Source organism: Niveispirillum sp., assembly GCF_017996735.1.
Lineage (GTDB): Bacteria > Pseudomonadota > Alphaproteobacteria > Azospirillales > Azospirillaceae > Niveispirillum.
This window is the reverse complement of sequence record NZ_JAGOGJ010000051.1, coordinates 14838-34501: the sequence shown is the minus strand read 5'-3', so window position 1 is coordinate 34501 and position 19664 is coordinate 14838. Positions and strand designations below refer to the sequence as shown.

Genomic DNA, 19664 nt, shown 5'->3' with positions numbered 1-19664 from the left:
GAAACGCACAAGGACAGACCATGGAAAGAATGGCGATTTTTAATGAGGATCATGAAAGCTTCCGCACCACGGTACGGCGCTTCTGCGAGGAACGGGTGGCGCCCAACCAGGAGGCCTGGGCAGACGAACACCGGGTTCCGCCTGAGATCTGGCGGGAGGCAGGGGGGCTGGGCCTGCTCTGCGCCTGGTTGCCGGAGGAATATGGCGGAACCGGCACCGATATCCGCTTTGATCTGGTGGTGTGCGAGGAACTGGCGCGGATCGGTGCGACTGGTCCCGGCTTTCCGCTGCATTCCCTGATCGTCGCCCCCTATATCGCGGAGTTCGGCGGCGATGCCCTGAAACAGCGCCTTCTGCCGGCGATGGCGCGCGGGGAGAAGATCGGCGCCATCGCCATGACGGAGCCGGGTGCCGGTTCCGATCTGGCCGGTATCCGCACCATGGCGGTTCCCTATGGTGATGGCTGGCGGATCAATGGTCAGAAGACCTTCATCACCAACGGGCACAATGCCGATATCATCATCGTCGCCTGCATCACCGATCCGGGCAAGGGCGCGCACGGCATCTCCCTGATCATCGTGGAAAGCGGCACGCCCGGCTTCTCGCGCGGGCGCAATCTGCGCAAGATGGGTCAGCATGCGCAGGACACGGCCGAACTGTTCTTCGATGACGTCATCGTGCCGGGGGACAATCTGCTGGGGGAGGCGGGCAAGGGCTTCATCTATATGATGGAAGGCCTGCCACAGGAACGGCTGGTCGCCACCCTGCTCTGCCAGGGCCGGGCAGAGGCCGCCCTGGCCACGACCATCGCCTATACTGCGGATCGCCGGGCCTTCGGCAAACGTATCATCGACTTCCAGAACACACGCTTCAAGCTGGCGGAAATGCAGGCGCAGATCATGGCCGGGCGGGCCTTCTGCGATCAGTTGGTGATGGCGTGCCTGTCAAAACGGCTGAGCGCGGTGGATGCGGCGGCCGGCAAGCTCTGGCATTCGGAAATGCTGGGCCGCGTCGTCGATGAATGCGTCCAGTTGCATGGCGGCTACGGCTATATGATGGAATATCCCATCACCCGCGCCTATGTCGATGCCCGCATCGAACGCATCTATGGCGGCACGTCGGAGATCATGAAGGAAGTGATCGCGCGGGATATCGTGAAACACCTGTGAAGGGAGGGCGTGGCGCCCCCCCTTCATGCCGCGGCACCTGTGCGTCGGAAGAAGCGGATCGCCTGATAGAAGAACAGGGCGCCGCCGATGGCACAGGGCACGCACAGGGCGGCGATGGCGATACCCAGCCGGCTCTCACCGCCCAGCGTGGAACTGACCAGGGCGATCAGCGGCGGTGCCGTGGCGCTGGCGAAGATGGCGGTCAGCAAGGTGTTGGTGCCCAGCGCCAGGCCCCGCACCTCGTTGGGGATGTTGAGCGTGATGGCGATGACGCCGAGGGTGGCGACCACCGCGCCGGCAAAGATATGGGCCGTCAGCATCACCGCGAATAACGGCACACCGGGCGCCATGCCGAACAGCGACAAGGGGGCGATGGCCAGTGCCGCCACCACGGCCGGAACCAGCACGCCGGCCCGCCCGCCATGACGTTGGCCCAGCTTGCCCAGCCAGCCGCTGCCGCCCGCCCCGGCGATACCGCCGATCAGCAGCACCGCGCTCAGCCAGCCGGCGAACTGTCCCGGTGTCAGGTGATAGTTGCGGATCAGCATGGGTGTGGCCCAGACCGATGCCGCCTGGATCGTCACCTGGCTCAGCAGCAGGGCGATGATCAGGGGCAGCAGGAAGCCGCGATATTGCCACAGCTCACGAAACGCGACCGAGGTCTTGCCGCTCTGATCATGCTGTTCCTGGCGTGCCGGTTCACGCACCGGGGCCAGCAGCAGCAGGATGGCCCCACCCAGGATGGCGGCGGCCAGATAGAGCAGGCGCCAGGGCGGCAGCCCGAACAGCAGGCCGGGATCGGCGGTGTGCCAGCCGCTCAGGACGTCAAAGGCCAGACCGCCGGCCAGGATGCCGATGCCCTGTCCCGCCGCCTGTCCCACCACCAGCAGACTGGTGGCCACCGATCGCCGTTCCGGCGGATAAAGGTCGGCGGCCAGCGAGAAGGCGGCAGGGACCAGCAGGGCAGCGTTGGCGCCCAGGATGACGCGCCCCACCACCAGCGACAGGAAGTTCGGCGCCAGGCCGGTGATGACCATGGCGATGATCCAGGACACCAGACCCCAGAACAGCAGCCGCATGCGCACCGTCCGGTCGATCAGCCGGCCGCAGGGGATGGACGCGATGCCCAGCGCCAGACCAAAGGCGGTACCCTGCAGCAGCCCGACCTCCAGATCGGTCAGGGACATGTCGCGCTTCATCGGCTCGATCAGCAGCGCCGTCAGCGTGATGTCCATGGTCAGGAAAAAGCTGAGGATCGACAGGGCCAGCAGGGCATAGCCGGCGCGGGCCGGTGACGGGAAACCGGTATGGCTCATTTAAGACGCTCGAAACGCAGACGCAGGGTGCGGCCGGTGGTGAGAAGGAAACCGGTGCCGTCGATTTCAAGCGTGGCGGCCAGCGGTAGCGGCCCGGCCCCGCGCGCCTCCCACAAATCCGGTGCCACCGGGGCCAGCTTATAGAGGAAGGACCCGATGGCGTTGCGCAGGGTCAGGTGCGGAGCTTCATCACCATCGCGGATGCTGGCGCTGATCCCGGCGGCGGCACTGACATAATCGCCCAGGATGGCGGCGGCATCCTGTCCTTGCCCCGGGGTGACGCGCCGAAGCACCTCCTGCTGCCCGAATTCCGTCAGTTCCAGCGACCCGCCGTCATCGACGGGGCGCAGGCGCATGTCGGTGGGCACGATGGGCAGGCTGAGCCAGCCCTCCGCATCGCGTCTGGCCGGCAGGGTCATGCCGCCCAGGCGGATTGCCTGCTTGCCCTCGTTCGCCACCAGGGTCAGCTTGCGGCCGGTGTCGCGGTTATAATAGTCGCCGGCCACAGGTTCGGCCGCCACATCCTCCGGCACGGGCGGCAGGCCGGGCAGGCAGCGGTCGATGATGTCGTCGATCAGCTTGTACAGTTCCAGGCTGTTGCGGCCGTTGGACATGACGATGATATCAAGCTCGTGCCCCAGCACCTTGATCATCTGGCTGGAACCCCCGACGACCGCGCCCGCGTGATGTACCGTGTCCAACCCGCGATGCGGGGTCATGCTGAGGCCCAGGCCATAGCCATGGGTGGCGTGCGGGGTGCGCATCGCGGCCCATGTCGCCGCACTGCCCACCAGTGGCGCGCTCATATGCTTCAGCCAGAGCAGCATGTCGTTGACGGTGGAGACGATGCCGCCCTCTCCCCCAATGGGGGAGCCGAAGACGCCGCGCATGTAACCGCCGCTGGGGCTGGGCACATGCAACGTGGCGCTGTTGGGCACCAGATCGGTGTCCAGTGCCCGCACCATCGTGTCATGCATGCCCACGGGTTCGAAGATCCGCTCGCGCAGGAAGCTGGCGAAATCCCGCCCGCCCAGCCGTGTCACGATCTCCGCCAACAGGATATAGCCGCCATTATTGTAGCTCCAGCTTGCGCCGGGCGCGAAATTGACGCTGTCCAGCGCCGCTAGCATCTTGAACTGGAAATTGGCGGGGGTGGTCATGCCGGGACCGGCCGTATGCAGCAGAAGGTCCAGGCTGTCGCGCATGCCGCTGGTATGGGCCATCAACTGCCGCACCGTCATAGTGTCGGCCCAGGCCGGCAGTTCCGGCAGGTGGCGGCGCACGCGGTCATCAATGGACAGTCTGCCTTCCTCCGCCAGCAGCATGACGGCCAGCACGCAGAAATGCTTGCTGGTGGAGCCGATGCGCATGCGGATGGTGGGCGACAGGGTGACTGGCAGCTCGATGCTGGCCATGCCGACACCGCGCCGGTAGACAGGTCGGCCCTTCAGCGCCACGCCCACCGCGAAGCCGGGGGCATTGGTGGTGTCATAGGGTGCCAGAAGCGCGTCGAGCGCCGCAGGCTCGATCCGGGCCTGGACTGTCATCTGTCTCTCCTGATGGTCGTGTCTTTTAAGAAAGGCGCGTCATCCGGCTTCGGACAGGACACGCAGCAGATTGCCGCTCCACATCTTCTCCAGATCGCCTTCGGAGAAGCCAGCTTCCAGGAGCCGTTCGGTGACGCGGGGCAGGGCGGTCACGTCGCGCAATCCCTCCACACCGCCGCCGCCATCCCAGTCGGCACCAAAACAGACATGGTCAACACCGGCCACGGCGATGGTGTGCAGCAAGGCCGCCATATAATCCTCAAAACCCGCCCTCCACATGGGGGCGGCGTCTTCCAGCGCGTTCCAGCGCCGGGCCAGATCCACCTGTTCGGTCACCGACAGGTCGCCGATATGCCCCATGGTCCGGAACAGGCCTGCGCGTTCCGATGCCATATGCATGGCCGACAGATAGATGGTGGTGAAGCCGATGACCCCACCCCGGGCGGCCAGCGCCCGGATGCGATCATCATCCAGATTGCGGGGGTGGTCGTAGAAGCCGCGCGTGCCGGAATGGGACAGCACCAGCGGTGACCTGGAAAGTTCCAGCATCCGGTCGAAGGCGGCATCGGATGCGTGGCTGGCGTCGATCACCATGCCCAGCCGGTTCATCTCCGTCACCCAATCCTCGCCCAGCGCGCTGAGGCCGTTCCAGCGGGGCGTGTCGGTGGAACTGTCGGCCAACTGGTTGGCGCGCACATGCACCGGCCCCGCCATCCGCACCCCGTGGGCGTGGAATTCGGCCAGAAGGCCCAGATCCTCCCCGATCGGGTAAGAATTCTCGATGCTGCGGAACGCCACCATCCTGCCTTCGCCGTTCAGGCGGTGGGCGTCGGCCGCTGTCACGGCTGGCCCGATCCGGTCGGAAAAGCGGGCCAGGGTTTCGTCGATTTCCCGCGAACGCTGGCGGGCCGAGGCCAGGGCCGCTCCATAGGCCTCTTCCGTCAATGGTCCCTGTGCGGTGTAGATGACAAAGAAGCCGCCGGACAGGTTGCCTTGCATGCGCGGCATGTCGAGCTGGGCGACATCATCCGCCAGATCATGGCGTTCATCGAAATGCCAGCCGGCCCGTGCGAAATGGATCGGCGTGTCGAGATGGGCGTCCAGCGTCAGCAAGCGGCGATGGAGGTCGATGGCGTGGGACATGCTGTCTCCTGCGGCGTGGATGTCGATCTTGTGGGTAGGGACCGACATCCACAACCCCGCGTCAATAGCTTGCGGAGATGGTAAGCCCAAAGCTCAGCGGACGGATGATGCCGGTGGCCAGGGCCCCACCCGGATTGACCGGCCCCCCATTGGCCGTGACCGAGCCGGTGGAGGTGCGACCCTTGCTGTTGCCGATATTCTTCGCATAGGCGTCCAGGGCGAAGTTGCCGAAATCGAGTCCGGCGCGCAGATCAATGACCTGATAGGACGGCAATTGCCGCTGTTGGCCGTTGGCAGCGCGATAGGTGGCGTCGTAACTGGCATATTGCTTGGACAGGAAACGCACCGATCCGCCGACCGACGCGGTGATATCCCCCGTCAGGTCCCAGTTGTAATCGCCGTTCAGGGCCGCGCTGAGTTTCGGGGTGAAGGGCAGGCGGTCGCCATTCAGCCCGCCGATAACCGGCGTCGTGTCATCGCGCAGCTTGGCGTTGGTATAGGCGGCGTTGGCCGACAGCTCCAGGCCGCGCACGGGCCGGAAGGTCACCGAACCTTCGGCGCCGTCGCTCTTGGCCTTTCCGCCATTGATGTTGATGCCGTACTCGTCCACGACGGCGATCAACTGAATGTCACGCCAGTCCAGGTGGAAGACCGACAATTCGGCGCTGACCGTGCCGTCCTCGGACTGTACCTTGGTCCCGGCCTCGTAGCTGATCAGCGTGTCACTATCGAATTGGCGCAGCGCGTCCGCGGGAGCGCTGGGCGGCAGCGGGTTGGGTCCACCCGGACGATACCCCTTGGCGACACGAAGATAGATCGATGCGTTGTCCGATAGTTTGAATTTCGGTGCCGCGGAGAAGGTGAAGACATTTTCCGACGATCGGATGTCGGGATACACGGATGTGCCTCCCGCCAGAACACCATCGGTCATCTGGCTGGCCGATTGCCGATTGTGACTGTAGCGGGCGCCGAAATCGACGTCGAACTGCTCATCCAGATGCACGGTGGCATTGGCGAAGCCGGCGAATTCCTCGTACTTGGACGGCAATTGCACGTCGGCCAGCAGCGGCAGGCTGGTGATCGGGTCAAGCGTGCCGGGCCGCACGGCGAAATAGCCCTGCCGTATCAGCGCCTTCTCATGCACATAATAACCGCCGACCAGCCATTCGAACGGCCCCGGCTGCGAGGAGGTCAGGCGCAGTTCCTGGGTGAATTTTTCGACATTGGTGTCCTGGCCCAGGTAGATTTCGTTGGGCGTGCCGAAGACGCCGTTGATCAGGCCCGACAGGTTGTAGCTGAGGTCGGTGCGGCTTTTCTGCTTCTGCGAGGAGAAACTGGTGGAGGAGAGGATATCGGCGAAGCCCGCCTCATACTTGGCCGTACCGTTATAGACGCGATATTTGATATCGCGAAAGGCCGGCACGAATTGCGAGAAGGTGGGGCGGCCATAGAGCATGGCGATGCTGTCGGGATCGCTCTCCACCGTGCTGGGCGCGTCCGATTTGATATCCTGCAACAGGGCGGTGAGACGCAGGGAGAAGCCGTTGGCCGGCGCATAAAGGGCCGACACGCGGCCGCCATAGCTCTGGCTGTCGTTGATGTTGCTTTCCCGATCCGACCCGGCCGTGCCGATGCTGTCGATGAAGCCGCCTGTCTTGCGATAATAGCCCGACGCTCTTACGGCCAGATCGTCGCTCACCGGCACATTGACCAGCGTATTGCCGGAATAGGACAGGTCGCCGCCCTTTGCCGTTTCCACACCGACGCGTGACCGGCTCTCCACCGCCTTGGTGTCGGGTTCGTTGGTGATGTATTTCAGCACGCCGCCCAGCGAACTGGCGCCATAAAGCGTGCCCTGGGGGCCACGCAGCACTTCCACCCGCGCGATGTCGAACGTGTCGAAATCGCCGGCCAGAATGGCGCCATTGGCCAGGCCGGTGGAGGAGCCGAACGGTGTTTCGTCCATATAGACCGACACGGTCGACGCCACGCCGCCGGTATTGACACCGCGCATCACCAGACGGCCCTGGCCGGGCGTGTCCTGGGCGATCTGCAGGCCGGGCACCAGCTTCAGATAGTCCTGGATGGTGTTGGCCTGCTGTTTCTCCAGCGTGGCGCCGGAGACCACCGAGACCGACTGCGGCACGTCGATCAGCGTCTGACGGCGCTTCTGCGCCGTGACGATGATCTCCTCCAGCAGGATGCCGGAAGAGGAGGAAGAAGCCGGCTGGCTTTGCGCCATGGCCGGTACCGTGACGACCATCATGCCGGTGGCCAGCAGCAGCGTATTACGAAGCGTCCCCATGAAGCTCTCCTGTTCTGATCCGTGACCCAGGCCTTTTGGCTTGTTTGGGTCGATGCCATCCTGTTTAGAACATTATTTTCCAATTTTACTATGTGTCAAAGATTTTTCCGATTCTCAGTGAAAGTTGGTCATTCAGTGGCTGCCATCGCCGCTGTACGCGTGCCCCAGACCTCTGCGCCGACATGGATATGGCCGTCGTGATAGACGGCGCCGGGGGTACGGTCGCGGGCCAGGAAGATGGGCGAGTCGAGATCGACGATGTCGCAGAGCTGGCCCAGCACGAAGGCCGGCGCCATGGCCAGACTGGTGCCCACCATATTGCCGACCATGACGCCCAGGCCCAGTTCCCTGGCCCGCGCCGCCATCAGCAGGCCTTCGGTCAGGCCGCCGCACTTATCCAGCTTGATGTTGATGATATCGAAACGGCCGACTGCACCGGAGACATCGGACAGCGACACGATGCTTTCATCCCCGGCGACGGGAATGGGGGAACGGTAGCCCTCCAGGTCCGCGTCACGGGTGCGGGCCAGCGGCTGCTCCAGCAACGCCACGCCAGCGGCACCTAAGGCGGCGACCAGCGGATCCAACTGCTCTGCCTTGAAACCCTGGTTGCCATCGACGCTCAGCCAGGCGTCGGGTCGTGCGGCATGGATCGCCTGGACGCGGGCAATGTCGAGGGGGAGATCGCCGGTCAGCTTGATCTTGATGGCCTTGGCGTCGGCATAATCCCTGGCCCCCTTGGCCATGACTTCCGGCGTATCAGCGCCCAGCGTGAAGGTGGTGCGCACCGGCCTGGGTTCTTCCAGTCCGGCCAGAAGCCAGACCGGCCGGTCGCTGCGCGCCGCTTCCAGTTCCCAAAGGGCGCAATCCACGGCGTTGCGCGCACCACCGGGGGGCAGGATCTGGCGCAACTCCTCGCGCGTCACCCCGGCCTCGATGGCGGCGCGGGCCCCCGCGAGCTGTTCCTGCATATGCGCGACATCGTCGCCCAGAAAGAAAACGCCGCCACCTTCGCCACGGCCCTGATACGTGCCGTCGGACAGGGTCACGACGATGACGTCGGCATGTTCGAATACATAGCCGGAGATGCGGAAGGGTTGGGCCAGACGCAACCGTTCGGTCGCGACCGTCATGTTCAGTCGTGCCATTACTCAATCACCACATGTTCGGGGTGCCGCCGCTGCGGCGGCCCTTGTTTCCTGATTGCCGGATTGCCCTGACGGCCGGTTGGCAATAGAATTGCCTGGCGAACTCGCCATGTTTGTCCTGATTAGGACAATATGATCCTGATTAGAAAATTCGTCAATGGAGTAGCAGCACTTGTCCTCCGCTCTTCCCACCCTCGGCGCCTTGCTGCGCGGCCTGCGCGCCCGTAATGGCTGGACCCTCAAGGAAATGAGCGAGAAATGTGGGATACCGGTCTCCACCTTGTCGAAGGTGGAACATGACCGGTTGACCCTGACTTATGACAAGCTGCAGCAATTGAGCCGGCGGCTAGGCGTCCGCATGTCGGAACTGTTCGCGGAACCGGAGAACGATCCCTCACCCGCTGCCGTGACGGCGCGACGCAGCTTCGGTGATCTGGACCGCGCCGTCCGGGTCGAAACCGACAATTATGATTACTATTACCTCTGCACAGAGTTGCGCCGGAAGCGCATGATCCCGGTCCTGACCAAAATCAGGGCCAAAACATCCAAACAATTCGGCCAGCTTGTCCACCATTCAGGTGAAGAGTTTATCTTTGTCCTGAAGGGGCGCGTGGTGGTCAACACGGAATTCTATGATCCGGTCGTGCTGGAGACAGGTCAGTCCATTTATATCGACAGCACGATGGGTCACGCCTATCTGGTCGCCGAAGGGTGTGAGGAGGCAGAGGTGCTGGGCGTGATGTCCAGCGCGGATGAGGAATTGATGCAGTCGCTTCTCTCCCTGCATGATGAGCGGCTGGTTTCGTAAACAGTGATCCTGATCAGGACTCCAATTCTCCATTTTGACCGCATGCCTGATTGGAGAATTTCGCAACTTGTCAATCCGGAGATGCCCGGCTAAGCACCTTTCCATGCATCGAGAGTCGGGCCGACGCCCGACACCAACCTGCTCCCGGGCAAGGTGGTGCCTCCGTCAAGGAGGGATGTGGCCGGACCGGCAAAAAACGGGAAGCCCACGCGCGTCGTCACGTCACTCGAAGGCAGAACAAGCCGGAAAGGACGTCGGACATGCAACAATTTCCCCAGCAATTCGCCAGCGACAATTATGCCGGCATCTGTCCCCAAGCCTGGGCCGCGATGGAAGCGGCCAATCAGGGCCATGTTCCCGCCTATGGCGATGATGTATGGACCGACCGGGCGGCCGATGCCTTTCGCAGCCTGTTCGGCACCGATTGCGAAGTCTTTTTCGCCTTCAACGGCACAGCGGCCAATTCGTTAGCGTTGGCCGCACTCTGCCAGTCCTATCACAGCGTCATCTGCTCCTCCTCCGCCCATGTGGAGACGGATGAATGCGGGGCGCCGGAGTTTTTCTCCAACGGGTCAAAGCTTCTGGTGGCGCCTGCGCCGGACGGCAAGCTGACGCCCGATGCTGTGCGGGCGCTGGCCACGGGACGGTCGGATATCCACTTCCCCAAGCCGCGCGCCGTCACCATCACCCAGCCCACGGAGACGGGGCTGGTCTATTCCATCGCAGAGATCAAGGCCATCGCCCAGGTCTGCCGTGAGTTGGGCCTGCGCCTGCACATGGATGGCGCCCGCTTTGCCAATGCCTGTGCGGCCCTGGATTGTTCACCGGCCGATATCACCTGGAAGGCCGGGGTGGATGTGCTGTGTTTCGGCGGCACCAAGAACGGCATGGCTGTGGGGGAGGCGATCCTGTTCTTCAACCGCGATCTGGCGCTGGATTTCGATTGGCGTTGCAAGCAGGCGGGGCAGTTGGCCTCCAAGATGCGCTTCCTGGCAGCTCCCTGGGTCGGTGTGCTGGAAAGCGGTGCCTGGCTGGACAATGCGCACCACGCCAATGATTGCGCTGCCCGGCTGGCGGCGGCGGTCGTCGGGTTGGATGGTGTGGCGCTGGCCTATCCGGTGCAGGCCAACGCCGTGTTTCTGACGGCACCCGCGCCGGTGCTGGAGGGGCTGCGCCAACGCGGCTGGCGCTTCTACACTTTCATCGGCGGTGCCGCCCGCTTCATGTTTGCCTGGGACGCGGACCCGGCGCGGGTGACGGCGCTGATCGCGGATTTGCGGGCGGTGGCAGGCAGGGCGGTCTGTCTGGTGTGAACACCGGCGGGCGGCGCGCTTCTTTCGGCTTGGCCGCCGCCAAGGCCTTATTGTCCACCCTGGGCAGGGCGGAAAAGCACTCTGCCAAGGCGATTGGAATTAGCGCTTCGGAAAAATGAAAAAGTGCCACGGGGCAGGGGGCAACAAAAATCCCTGCCCCGTCGCGGGTTGGTGGCCATGGAGACGGGATACAGATAGGACAGCATTTCAGGGCGCCCATACCATCGGTCAAGATTTTTGATATATGTCATGATACGAAAAATCTTTGACTTATATGACATCATTTCCCACCATGGCCATAATGGGAGGTGACCTCATGCAGTCATTTGAAATCGTGATCGTCGGTGCCGGGATTGCCGGTGCCTCCATCGCGGCGGCCTTGGTTGATGCCGGCGTCAAGGGCGACCGCATGCTTCTGGCCGAGCGGGAGGATTTTCCCGGCTACCACACGACCGGCCGCTCGGCGGCACTCTATAGTGCTCTTTACGGCAACGGTACCGTCTGTGCCCTGACGGCGGCCAGCCGCGCCTTCTATCTGTCACCGCCGCCGGGTTTCGCCGACCATCCGCTGCTGACCCCGCGCGGTTGCCTCTATATCGCCGGGGATGGGGCGCTGGGCGAACTGGACGAGCTGGAGGTGAATGCACGGCGCGTGGGCGCGCGCACCACACGCATGTCCCCGCTTGCGGCACGGGAAATGGTGCCGGTGCTGCGTGATGGATCGCTGTCCGCCGCGCTGTGGGAGGAGGATGCCATGGATATCGACGTCCATGGCCTGCATCAGGGCTATCTGCGTCAGGCGCGGTTGGCCGGCGTGGTGCTGTCTACCGGTGCGGAACTGCGCGTGGCCGTGCGCGACGGCGATGGTTGGGTCCTGACGTTCGGCGATGAGACGGTACGGGCGGCGACCCTGGTCAATGCCGCCGGTGCCTGGGCGGATGAGGTGGCGCGCATCGCCGGTGTCCCCACGGTCGGGCTGATGCCGCTGCGCCGCACCGCCATCATGCTGGACCCGCCTGCCGGGACCGATGTGCAGCGCTGGCCGGCGGTGGTCGATGCCGGGGGCGCCTTCTATTTCAAGCCCGATGCCGGAATGCTGCTGGCGTCGCCCGCCGATGAGACACCGTCGCCGCCTTGCGATGCCCAGGCCGATGAATGGGACATCGCCGTTTGTGTGGAGCGGGTGCAGGCAGCGGCGGAACTGCCCGTGCGTCGCATCTCGCGCAGTTGGGCCGGCCTGCGCAGCTTTGTTGCCGATCGCAGCCCCGTGGTGGGACGGCCCGCCACGCATCCGGACTTCTTCTGGTTCGCTGGACAGGGCGGCTACGGTTTCCAGATGGGGCCGGCCCTGGCCCGGACCGGTGCCTCGCTGTTGCTGAAGGGCCAGGTGCCGGCCCCGCTGGCCGCGCAGGGGGTGGACAGCGCCACCCTGTCGCCCGACCGGTGTGCGTTGCAGACGCACAGGGCGGCATAAGGAAACCCCGGCCTGATCAGGCCGGGATTCGCCCGGGTGGTCGGCAATATCAGTAGTTCAGGCTGACGCTAACCAGATGGAAGGTTGCGATAAACCAGAGCACCATCAGGAAAATCGCCGCCATCAGCAGCGACCGGATGCGTGCCCACCAGCCGGCCGGCTCCCGCCACAGGCGCCAGGCCTGCCAGGCGGCCGGCAGCAGACCCAGTGCGGCCAGCAGTGCCGAGAACTGCAACAGCCGCAGCAGCCAGTCGATGGAGCCCTCCATCAGCGGCGTGATAGCCATCGTCATCACGGCGGTCATGCCGCCCAGCGACACAACTGCCATCAGGCTGGCCGCGCGCACCAGCCGGTCCGCCAGCAACGGGCGGCCGGACAGGGGATGCGGGCGGCCGTAATGGCGGCGCACCAGCGCCGCCACCGGCCACCACAGGGCGGTGAACAGGGCCACGACCAGCGTGATGCCCAGGGCCGGCAGGACCCACCCGATGTTCGTTGATGCCGGCACGCGTTCGAACACGAAGATGGCGGGGTAATCGTCGGTGGTGATGGTGGTGACGCGACCGGACGCATCGGTCTTCGTATGCATCAGGCTGTCGCTGCCCACCTCCTGCCAGCGATCGGGGGCAATCTCACGCCAGCGCTTGGGCTTGCCCGCAAAATCCTGGAACAGCGCGAAGGAGGCGGTGCCATCCTCGTTGGTGACCAGATCGCCCTGGCTGAACAGATAGGTCAGGCTGAGCATGGTGCTGTCCACCCGGCGGGAGGATTGGAAGGTCCCTCCCACCGGCACGGCGCGCTTCACTGTTTCGGCCGGCGGCGCGGGCGCGCGCTCGCGGGCGGGGAAGTACCGATCGGCGAAAAGGGCGATCAATTCGTCGCGCATCGGCCCGGTGGATGCACCATCGCCGGAACTGTTCATGGCGATGTGCAGACCCACTCCCTCGTCCAGCCACAGCGCCAGATCGCTATGGAACAGGGTCGTGTCACCGCCATGGCCCATGATGCGATAGCCGTTGCGGTTCTGTTCATAAAAGCCCAGGCCCATGGCCAGTTTCTGACCCGGCAATGGCCGGTAATGCGGCTTTTGCATCTGGGCCAGGGTCTCCGGCTTCAGGATGCGGCCGTTCGGCCCCTCGCCGCCCTTCAGCATGGCGATCATGAAGCGGCCCATATCCGCACCGGTGGCCGACAAGGACCCCGCCGGTGCAGGCTTGATGATCTCGAACGGCTTGGCCGGGTCGCGGGAGGATTCGTAACCCTTGGCCATCAGCGGCACCAGTGTGGCCGGCAGCGGCTGCGCCATGCTGGAACGGGTCATGCCGGCCGGCGCCAGAATGTGGCGATCGATATAGTCGGCGAAGGGTTCCCCGCTCAATCGCTGCACGATGTAGCCCGCCAGCGCCGTGGCATAGTTGGAATAGGCGACGGTTGTCCCGGGCTTGAAGATGCGCGCCGGGATATGGCTGGCCAGCAATGTGCCCAGGTCGGCGGGGGGACCGCCAAACGCGATCAGGTCCCTGACCTTCTCCTCGAACCCGGCCGTATGGGTCATGAGATGGCGGATGGTGATCGGTTCGGCAAAGGTTGCCGGAATTTTGAAGTCCAGATACTGGTTGACGTCAGTATCCAGGTCCAGGCGCCCTGCCTCCACCTGCTGCATCACGGCGGTCCAGGTGAACAGCTTGGAGATGGAGCCCTGCCGGAACAGGTGCTTGTCGGGGTCCACCGGCTCGTTCGTTTCCCGATCGGCGACGCCGTAGCCTTTCTTCAGCAGGATCTGGCCGTCCTTGACGACGGTGACCACCGCACCGGCAATGTCGCCGCGCTTCAGGGCATAGGGCAGGAAACCGTCGACCAGCGTTTCCACGTCGGCTGCCGTCAGCGGATGGCTGGTGACGGGTGCATCCTCCGCCGGGCTGGTGATGACGGGGGTGGGGTTCGGCACCTGGGCCAGGGCGGGCGCCACGGGCAGGACCAGAGCCAGGGTGAGGGCGAGCGGCCCCCAGATCTGCTTATGCTGTTTCATCTCGTTTCCCAGTGCGGTCGTTTATGGTGGAATGCTTTTCCCCGTTTCTTCAAACATTTGCGCGGTCGGCCAGCGCCTCCCGCGTGCGTCGGTAATGCGGCTTGGCCCGCCAGAGCGCTGCGGCGGCCAGCGCCAGCAGCGGCATGCAGGTCAGCAGGATGGACCAGCCCACGGCATTCGGATCGCCAAAGACATGGTCGGTGGTCAGCGCCACCAGCGTCGGCCCCATGCCAAGCCCGATGGCGGTAAAGAGGAAGGCCTGGATCGCCGTGGTCATGCCGCGCAGTTCGGATGGCACCAGATCCAGGATGGCGGCGATGCCGGTACTGGCGCCCACCGCCAGCAGGAAGGCGAACATCCCGAACAGCACCAGCAGCAGGGTGATGGACCCGCTTGCCGGGAACAGCAGGCAGGGGACCGCCAGCGTCGTGGCCAGGGTGGCGATGACCAGCTTGCCACCGGCCACCCCGCGCTGTTCCAGGAAATCGGCCAGGATGCCACCCGACACGGTGCCGAGACCGGCGACCCCGATCAGGATGCCGCCCAGCGCCGCACCGGTTTCCGCAGCGCTATAGCCATAGACACGCATCAGCAGCGACGGTGTCCAGCTATTGGTGCCGTAATCCACAAGCTGGGTCAGGGTCAGCCCGCCCAGCAGCAGGACGAAGGTGGCGCGGTGGTTGCCCATATAGCGCAGCAGCGGCCCTATGCCGGTTGCATCCTTGCCACCCAGGCTTTCCCGTCGCTGCGGCTCCCGGATGGGCAGCACCAGGGCCGCCATCACCGCACCGGCCAGACCCAGGGTCACCAGCACCGCCCGCCATGGCGGCAGGTCACCCATGAAGGGCACGCCGCTCAGCGCGCCACTGGCGTAAATCTCGATCAGCAGGCCGCCGGTCAGGGTGGCCGTGCCGCCGCCCATCACCATGCCGGCCAGGAAGATGCCCACGGCTGTCCCGCGCCGGTGAGCGGGGAACAGGTCCGGGATCATCGACAGGGCGGCGGGCGCCAGGGCCGCTTCCCCGATACCCACCAGCACGCGGGCGGCGAACAACTGGCCATAGCTTTGCGCCAGACCGCAGAGCAGCGTCGCGAAACTCCAGACCAGGACGCCGGCCAGGATCAGGTTGCGCCGTCCGTGCCGGTCGGCATGGCGACCCATCGGCAGGCCCGCGATGGAATAGATCACGGCAAAGGCCGCCCCCTGCAGGAAGCTGACCTGTGTATCGCTGATCGCCATTTCCGCCCGGATCGGGCCGACCAGCAGGTTCAGGATCAGGCGGTCCGTATAGGATAACATCGCGGCAAGGGCGAAGACGCCGATGGCGTACCATGCCTGCGGGCTGGTCCCCGCTTCGGCCCGATGGGGCGGGAGATCAGTGGCGACACCCATGGCAGCCCTCCAGAATGAAGAATATTTTTCTTATAAGAAAAATTTAGCACATTGGATACCAATTTATCAAATCAGGATGTCGATAATCTCCTTGGGGATGGTTTCGTCCATCTGTTAGGTGTCCGCGGCGTGGGCTGTCGATCCGGTCGGTGAGGGCTATCTCTCCATATCGACCATGTGGGCGGGCCGGGAACGTTCACCGCTTGCTGTTGGGCGATAAAGGTAAAGGAGGGATTAACCCTCTGCATTAGGCCGGTGATGGGCTGATAGGCCGAAGGTGTGTTCGGCCCCGGGCAATATTCCGTTGGCGCTAAGGGGGCAGTAGTCAGGAAGTTTTCTTGCCGTTTCCTCGGTTTGCCGCCCTGATAGCAGGTGACGGGCCACGGCCCACCCGGAACCGACCCAAGGGAGGCGAGGATCATGCATGCTTCATTCATCAAGACCATTGATCGCTTGCGCCGCGATGCCATTGATGCCGAGTTGCCGTCATTGCGGCGGCATGCCGAGGCGATGTCCGACAATCGGGCATCCGCCGATGTCTATGTCGCGGCGGTGACGGATATCCTGTCGACGGACCTGTCGGCGCTGCCGGCGGCATCCAGCGCCAAGGTCGGTCTGTTCAAGTTATACACCCGGCTCTATGCCCATCTTTTCAATGCGGAGCAGCGTGCGGAGGCCCGGGCCCGGCAGGTGCTGCTTCTGGTCATGATGGAAGGTTTTTCCAATGGAGAGGCCGCTGAAATCCTGGACCTGTCCATGGCCCAGGTGATCGCCATCCTGAAGTCCGCAGGGTGTACAACACCCGAACTCAACCGAACCAGGGCTGCTGGCAATCGCGGTGCGGTCCGGCGCGTCGTCCGGTCTGTCCGGGTGTCGCCGCCTGCCAACGCCGGGGATTATGCGAGCAATCCGACGATCACCCGCCGGGGTGGGGCCACCGCCAGCCTTTCCGTTCCCCGCAGCGGGACGTGATTGCGTTCGTCGCCGTATGCCTGGCCGATCGGACTATGCGTGACTTGCGAGTTGCATGACGTCGAGGGCTGAACGGGTGACGAAGTCGGCACCAATGCGTTGGAAGGCCATCGGTGCCGCGATGACGGCGGGACCACCAACGGCAATTTTTATCTGCCGATTCTTCGGGATGGCATGAACCCGGCGCACCACCTCCGAGCAGGTCCTTGCCTCGTCGATGCGGCTAACGGAAATACCGAGAAGGTCATAGGGCTTGCTGGACAGCCGCGTGTACAGATCCTCATCCACCTCAAGGTCGCTGCCACCATCGACCACCCAGCCCATGTCACGAAAACAGGAAGCGACGATCGAGACGCCGAGGGTGTGCTGGGCACCATGGGTACGGGCGAGCAGGATACGCCGTTGGGTGTTCAGATTGACCGTCGATACCGCCCCGGCGTGGGACACATGATTGACGATCATGCTCAGTCGCGTTGAGGCGACGGCGATCTGCATGAAGTCGGCTTCGTCCGTACACCACTGATTGCCAAGCTGCGTGGCGACAGGCGCGAACAGGTGAACGGCAAGCGTTCTGACGGGAATAGAGGCGCGCACCAGTTCTTCGATGATGCTGCGGTGCTTGCGTGGGTCCGGGGCGATCAGACAATTCAACAAACTGGTGCGATAGGCGATCGCCTGATCCACCCCCGGCATCTGGCGGGCAAGGGGATGGTTCTCGGGATAGAGCATCAGATCCTCGCCACCACCCGAATTCAGGCCATGGTGGTGGGAAACGGCATCTGAATGGCTTGCGCCGACGATGCTCGACACGGAACCCCTGATCGCGCGTTCAAGCATGCGATGGTCATTGGTCCCCAGGTGGGGTTCCCCTGCTACCGATTTTGTCTGTCGCGATCTTGACTGCCTTGCGGAGTTTGGCAACCCGCCTGGCCCTTTGTTGTCTTTATTGGCCATGTCCCCCCCCCTCGGTGATTGGCCTGGGAAGTATGGCTTCCTCATGGCGCGAGATTACCCCATCCCGACGATTCTGCAATTTTTTTCATCGCCGGATTGATGCCTGTCATTGACCCGGTTGTGGCGGTTACTCGGCTGCGATGCCGCGAGCATCGGAGCCTTGCGCCTCGCCGCCGGAAAAGGGCAGGGGGGATCCGCGCGCTCTTTCAAAAAGGTCAAGGGCATCGATGACCAGCCGTTGAATATGCTCGGCATTCAGGTTGGCCGTCCTGTACATTTCTTCGGGCGATGCATGCGCCATGAAATTGTCGGGCAGCGTCATCGTCCGCAATCCGCATCGTCCATCAAGCATTCCGCGCGCCGCGAGGTGATGCAGGACGAGCGCCCCAAATCCCCCTGTCGCCCCCTCCTCTATTGTGACGAGCAGGCGGTGACGCGATACAAGATCGTCGATGAGGGCCGTATCAAGGGGCTTGGCGAAACGCGCGTCCGCCACCGTTACGGAGATGCCGTGGGCTGCCAGGGCCTGACGTGCCGCCAGGCATTGACCCAACCGTGCGCCAAAGGACAGAAGCGCGACGGTTGATCCATTTTCCACCACGCGTCCCCGACCGATCGGCAGAACCTTTCCCCGTGCCGGCAGCGGGACACCCGAACCCTCCCCGCGCGGGTATCGGAATGCGATCGGCCCCGAATCATGGGCCGCCGCGGTTGCAACCATATGGACGAGCTCTGCCTCGTCGCTGGCCGCCATCACGGTGAAACCGGGAAGATTTGCCAGATAACCGATATCGAACGAACCGGCATGGGTGGGGCCATCGGCCCCGACCAGGCCGGCCCTGTCGATGGCGAAACGTACGGGCAGTCTTTGCAGGGCCACATCGTGAACGATCTGGTCATAGGCCCGCTGCAGGAAAGTGGAGTAGATCGCGCAGAAGGGGCGCAGCCCGCTGGCGGCAAGGCCGGCGGCGAAGGTCACCGCATGTTGTTCAGCGATGCCGACATCAAAAGCCCGTTCCGGAAAGGAACGGGCGAACAGATCGATGCCGGTCCCTGCCGCCATGGCGGCCGTGATGCCGATGATGCGGCTGTCATGATGGGCCTCCGCGATCAGCGCGTTGGCAAAAACCTTGGTGAAGCTGGGCGCTCTGCTGGGAGATTTTGCCTGGGCGCCCGTGGCGATATCGAAAGGGGAAACGCCGTGAAATTTGTCCTCTGCCGTTTCGGCATGGACATACCCGGCCCCTTTCCGGGTCAGTGCATGCAGCAGGACCGGGCCGTCCGCCTCGCGTTTCAAACGGCGCAGCGTGTGCAGCAACCCCTTCAGGTCATGGCCGTCCACCGGACCATGGTATGAAAAGCCCATCTGTTCAAAAAGACTGGTCACGCCGGTTGCCGCAGCGTTGCCCGTCGCTGTGCGGGATGGCTGGGCAAGGTGATCCAAATGGGTGGACAGGGCGCCTGTTGGAGGCGAGATCGACATGGCATTGTCGTTGAGGATCACAAAAAGGCGATGGCCCAGCGCACCTGCATTGTTGATGGCCTCGAACGCCATGCCGGCGGACAATGCGCCGTCACCAATGACGCATATGACATCGCCGACATCCGCGCCCAGTTCCCGCGCCACGGCAAAACCCAATCCGGCGGAAATGGAGGTGGAGGAATGGGCGGCGCCAAACGGATCATGCGCGCTTTCGGCCCGTCTTGTGAAACCGGAAGGCCCGCCCTGTTTACGCAACTTGCGCATGGCGTCGCGCCGGCCTGTCAGCACCTTGTGGGGATAGCATTGATGCCCGACATCCCAGATCAGCTTGTCATGCGGCGTGTCGAACACGGCGTGCAAGGCGACGGTCAGTTCAACCACCCCGAGGCTTGATCCCAGGTGGCCGCCGGTTTCAGAGACGATGGAGAGCGTTTCCGACCGAAGCTCTTTTGCAAGGGTCACCAGATCGTCATCCGACAAGGTGCGAAGATTCGCGGCGTCGCGGATGCCATCCAGCAAAGGTGTCTGTGAAGATGGGGATAACTGGCCCATTGCGTATCCTCCTGCGCATGAGCATGCGCACCGCAGGTGATCCCTGCCGTCTTTCTGT

General features: G+C 63.9%; 14 protein-coding genes and 1 riboswitch. Of the genes, 5 read left to right on the top strand and 9 right to left on the bottom strand.

Annotated elements, in window-relative coordinates; genetic code table 11:
* Positions 1–29 precede the first annotated feature (29 nt).
* On the top strand, positions 30–1169 hold the full coding sequence (locus KBA48_RS16730; RefSeq protein WP_292908383.1) for an acyl-CoA dehydrogenase family protein: 1140 nt from the start codon (positions 30–32) through the stop codon (positions 1167–1169).
* A 23-nt stretch (positions 1170–1192) separates the two neighbouring features.
* Here the strand turns inward: KBA48_RS16730 and KBA48_RS16725 are convergent, their stop codons facing one another.
* The 5 genes from KBA48_RS16725 to KBA48_RS16705 form a co-directional block, all read right to left on the bottom strand.
* On the bottom strand, positions 1193–2485 hold the full coding sequence (locus KBA48_RS16725) for an MFS transporter (RefSeq protein ID WP_292908382.1): 1293 nt from the start codon (positions 2483–2485) through the stop codon (positions 1193–1195).
* The gene (locus KBA48_RS16720; protein ID WP_292908381.1) at positions 2482–4032 is read right to left on the bottom strand and encodes a serine hydrolase; all 1551 of its coding nucleotides are present in this window, start codon (positions 4030–4032) and stop codon (positions 2482–2484) included. Before KBA48_RS16720 ends, KBA48_RS16725 begins: the two co-directional genes overlap by 4 nt.
* A gap of 39 nt (positions 4033–4071) precedes the next feature.
* Complete coding sequence (locus KBA48_RS16715) at positions 4072–5223, bottom strand: dipeptidase (protein WP_292908380.1); 1152 nt, start codon at positions 5221–5223, stop codon at positions 4072–4074.
* A gap of 13 nt (positions 5224–5236) precedes the next feature.
* Positions 5237–7480: a TonB-dependent receptor gene (locus tag KBA48_RS16710; RefSeq protein ID WP_292908379.1), complete on the bottom strand. Its 2244-nt coding sequence runs from the start codon at positions 7478–7480 to the stop codon at positions 5237–5239.
* 128 nt (positions 7481–7608) lie between these two features.
* Positions 7609–8628 (bottom strand): dipeptide epimerase, encoded by a 1020-nt coding sequence (locus tag KBA48_RS16705; protein ID WP_292908378.1) that lies wholly within the window; start codon positions 8626–8628, stop codon positions 7609–7611.
* Between the two features lie 172 nt (positions 8629–8800).
* Between KBA48_RS16705 and KBA48_RS16700 the strand changes: the two genes are divergently transcribed.
* The 3 genes from KBA48_RS16700 to KBA48_RS16690 all read left to right on the top strand — a co-directional run bounded on the left by KBA48_RS16700 (position 8801) and on the right by KBA48_RS16690 (position 12223).
* Positions 8801–9436, top strand: a complete 636-nt coding sequence (locus KBA48_RS16700) for a helix-turn-helix domain-containing protein (protein ID WP_292908376.1) — start codon at positions 8801–8803, stop codon at positions 9434–9436.
* A gap of 100 nt (positions 9437–9536) precedes the next feature.
* Positions 9537–9643: riboswitch (SAM-I-IV-variant riboswitch) on the top strand.
* Between the two features lie 53 nt (positions 9644–9696).
* Positions 9697–10749, top strand: coding sequence for a low specificity L-threonine aldolase (locus KBA48_RS16695; protein WP_292908374.1), 1053 nt, complete (start codon positions 9697–9699; stop codon positions 10747–10749).
* 316 nt (positions 10750–11065) lie between these two features.
* Positions 11066–12223, top strand: coding sequence for an FAD-binding oxidoreductase (locus tag KBA48_RS16690; protein WP_292908372.1), 1158 nt, complete (start codon positions 11066–11068; stop codon positions 12221–12223).
* A gap of 49 nt (positions 12224–12272) precedes the next feature.
* Here the strand turns inward: KBA48_RS16690 and KBA48_RS16685 are convergent, their stop codons facing one another.
* Positions 12273–14252, bottom strand: a complete 1980-nt coding sequence (locus KBA48_RS16685; protein WP_292908370.1) for a serine hydrolase — start codon at positions 14250–14252, stop codon at positions 12273–12275.
* Between the two features lie 49 nt (positions 14253–14301).
* On the bottom strand, positions 14302–15645 hold the full coding sequence (locus KBA48_RS16680; RefSeq protein WP_292908368.1) for an MFS transporter: 1344 nt from the start codon (positions 15643–15645) through the stop codon (positions 14302–14304).
* A 420-nt stretch (positions 15646–16065) separates the two neighbouring features.
* On the opposite strand from KBA48_RS16680, the gene KBA48_RS16675 reads away from it, so the two are divergent.
* Positions 16066–16617: a hypothetical protein gene (locus tag KBA48_RS16675; RefSeq protein WP_292908366.1), complete on the top strand. Its 552-nt coding sequence runs from the start codon at positions 16066–16068 to the stop codon at positions 16615–16617.
* A 33-nt stretch (positions 16618–16650) separates the two neighbouring features.
* On the opposite strand, the gene KBA48_RS16670 is transcribed toward KBA48_RS16675, so the two are convergent.
* Together KBA48_RS16670 and KBA48_RS16665 are read right to left on the bottom strand one after the other, a co-directional pair.
* Positions 16651–17454, bottom strand: a complete 804-nt coding sequence (locus KBA48_RS16670) for a B12-binding domain-containing protein (protein WP_292908364.1) — start codon at positions 17452–17454, stop codon at positions 16651–16653.
* A gap of 244 nt (positions 17455–17698) precedes the next feature.
* Positions 17699–19606 carry a 1-deoxy-D-xylulose-5-phosphate synthase gene (locus KBA48_RS16665; RefSeq protein WP_292908362.1) on the bottom strand — a complete coding sequence of 636 codons (1908 nt, stop codon included), beginning with the start codon at positions 19604–19606 and terminating at the stop codon, positions 17699–17701.
* Between the last annotated feature and the right edge of the window lie 58 nt (positions 19607–19664).

What these genes read in the sequence shown, in the direction of transcription:
- KBA48_RS16670 (WP_292908364.1), bottom strand. Translation starts at nt 17,454, where the DNA reads ATGCTTGAACGCGCGATCAGGGGTTCCGTGTCGAGCATCGTCGGCGCA.
- KBA48_RS16695 (WP_292908374.1), top strand. Translation starts at nt 9,697, where the DNA reads ATGCAACAATTTCCCCAGCAATTCGCCAGCGACAATTATGCCGGCATC.
- KBA48_RS16720 (WP_292908381.1), bottom strand. Translation starts at nt 4,032, where the DNA reads ATGACAGTCCAGGCCCGGATCGAGCCTGCGGCGCTCGACGCGCTTCTG.
- KBA48_RS16675 (WP_292908366.1), top strand. Translation starts at nt 16,066, where the DNA reads ATGCATGCTTCATTCATCAAGACCATTGATCGCTTGCGCCGCGATGCC.
- KBA48_RS16705 (WP_292908378.1), bottom strand. Translation starts at nt 8,628, where the DNA reads ATGGCACGACTGAACATGACGGTCGCGACCGAACGGTTGCGTCTGGCC.
- KBA48_RS16665 (WP_292908362.1), bottom strand. Translation starts at nt 19,606, where the DNA reads ATGGGCCAGTTATCCCCATCTTCACAGACACCTTTGCTGGATGGCATC.
- KBA48_RS16690 (WP_292908372.1), top strand. Translation starts at nt 11,066, where the DNA reads ATGCAGTCATTTGAAATCGTGATCGTCGGTGCCGGGATTGCCGGTGCC.
- KBA48_RS16710 (WP_292908379.1), bottom strand. Translation starts at nt 7,480, where the DNA reads ATGGGGACGCTTCGTAATACGCTGCTGCTGGCCACCGGCATGATGGTC.
- KBA48_RS16685 (WP_292908370.1), bottom strand. Translation starts at nt 14,252, where the DNA reads ATGAAACAGCATAAGCAGATCTGGGGGCCGCTCGCCCTCACCCTGGCT.
- KBA48_RS16725 (WP_292908382.1), bottom strand. Translation starts at nt 2,485, where the DNA reads ATGAGCCATACCGGTTTCCCGTCACCGGCCCGCGCCGGCTATGCCCTG.
- KBA48_RS16730 (WP_292908383.1), top strand. Translation starts at nt 30, where the DNA reads ATGGCGATTTTTAATGAGGATCATGAAAGCTTCCGCACCACGGTACGG.
- KBA48_RS16680 (WP_292908368.1), bottom strand. Translation starts at nt 15,645, where the DNA reads ATGGGTGTCGCCACTGATCTCCCGCCCCATCGGGCCGAAGCGGGGACC.
- KBA48_RS16715 (WP_292908380.1), bottom strand. Translation starts at nt 5,223, where the DNA reads ATGTCGGTCCCTACCCACAAGATCGACATCCACGCCGCAGGAGACAGC.